Annotated in this window: 1 protein-coding gene; it reads right to left on the bottom strand. The window is 71.0% G+C overall.

Annotated features, from left to right (window positions below):
- A partial coding sequence (locus GUY61_RS38435) for a cytochrome P450 (RefSeq protein ID WP_166634912.1) occupies positions 1-1,193 on the bottom strand: 1,193 nt, incomplete at its 3' end.
- Positions 1,194-1,219: the final 26 nt, after the last annotated feature.

Genomic DNA, 1,219 nt, shown 5'->3' with positions numbered 1-1,219 from the left:
GGGGTGAACGTGATGGGCAGCCGGACCGGACCCGTGTTGCCGGAGTCGGGCAGCCACTCGGCGCCCTCGTCGATACGGGGGTCGCGCATGCGGCGGGCCAGCAGCGGCAGGGCCTCGCTCATGTCACCGCGGGCCACGAAGTGGCCGAGGCAGTGGTGGGCGCCGCCACCGAAGCCGAAGTGGGGTCTGCGCTCGGCGGTGATGTCGAAGGAGGGCTCGCCGAACACCCGGGGGTCGGTGCCCGCGGACTCGCTGAAGAGGTGCACGGTGGTCCCGGCGCCGATGTCCAGGCCCTGGAAGGTGAAGTCCTCCCGGGCCTCGCGGGTGACCCAGGTGACGGTCGGGTTGACCCGCATGACCTCTTCGACCGCCGCGCCGCCCAGCTCGGGCCGTTCGGCGAGCAGGCGCCACTGGTCGGGGTGTCGGGTGAAGGTCTGCATGGCCAGGCCGAGTTGGTTGCGGGTGGTGTCGAAGCCGCCGAAGATGAGCAGGACCAGGCCGTCGCGCAGCTCACGGTCGGTGAGCGAGTCGGCGTCGCGGTGGGCGCGGACCAGCGCGGAGACGAAGTCGTCGCGCTCGGCCCGGCGGCGGTCGGCGATGAGTGCGTCGGCGTAGGCGTACAGATTGGCCAGGGCGGCCTCGATCTTCGGAAGGTCCTGACGGAGGGTCACGCCCATGGCCAGGCCGATGGTGGCCGACTCGCGGGCGATCACCGGCCATTCCGACTCGGGGATTCCGAGCATCAGGGCGATCACCCTGGCCGCGTACGGCTCGGCGAACTCGGAGACGAACTCGCAGCGTCCGGGCTCGCGGAAGCCGTCGACCAGCTCCGTGGCCAGTGCCTGGAAGCGGGGCACCAGGCCGGCGATGAGCTTGGGGGAGAACGCCGGGTTCATCAGGCGGCGCAGGCGGTGGTGCTCCTCGCCCTCCTTGTTGAGGATCCAGCCGGCGAACCAGTCGGCGAACGGGCCTTCGGTGACGCCGTTGTGGGCGGGCCAGGCGGCGCTGCCCTGCCGGAGTTTGGGGTGCTTGATCAGCCGGCTGACCTCCTCGTAGCGGAGTACCGCGAGGCCGTAGTTGGTCCGGGCGTACCAGCTGCGCTCGCGGGCGGCGTGCACGGCGGCGGACTTGATGGCGAAGTTCGGGTCGGTGATGTCGAGATGGGGCACGGCGTCGAGCGCGGTGGCAGCCAAGGGGCCTCCCACCTGTCTCTTATACA

Origin of the sequence: Streptomyces sp. GC420, from assembly GCF_009916105.1 — a bacterium.
Taxonomy (GTDB): domain Bacteria; phylum Actinomycetota; class Actinomycetes; order Streptomycetales; family Streptomycetaceae; genus Streptomyces.
Note: the sequence above shows the minus strand (reverse complement) of the source record. Positions and strands in the feature narration are given on the sequence as shown.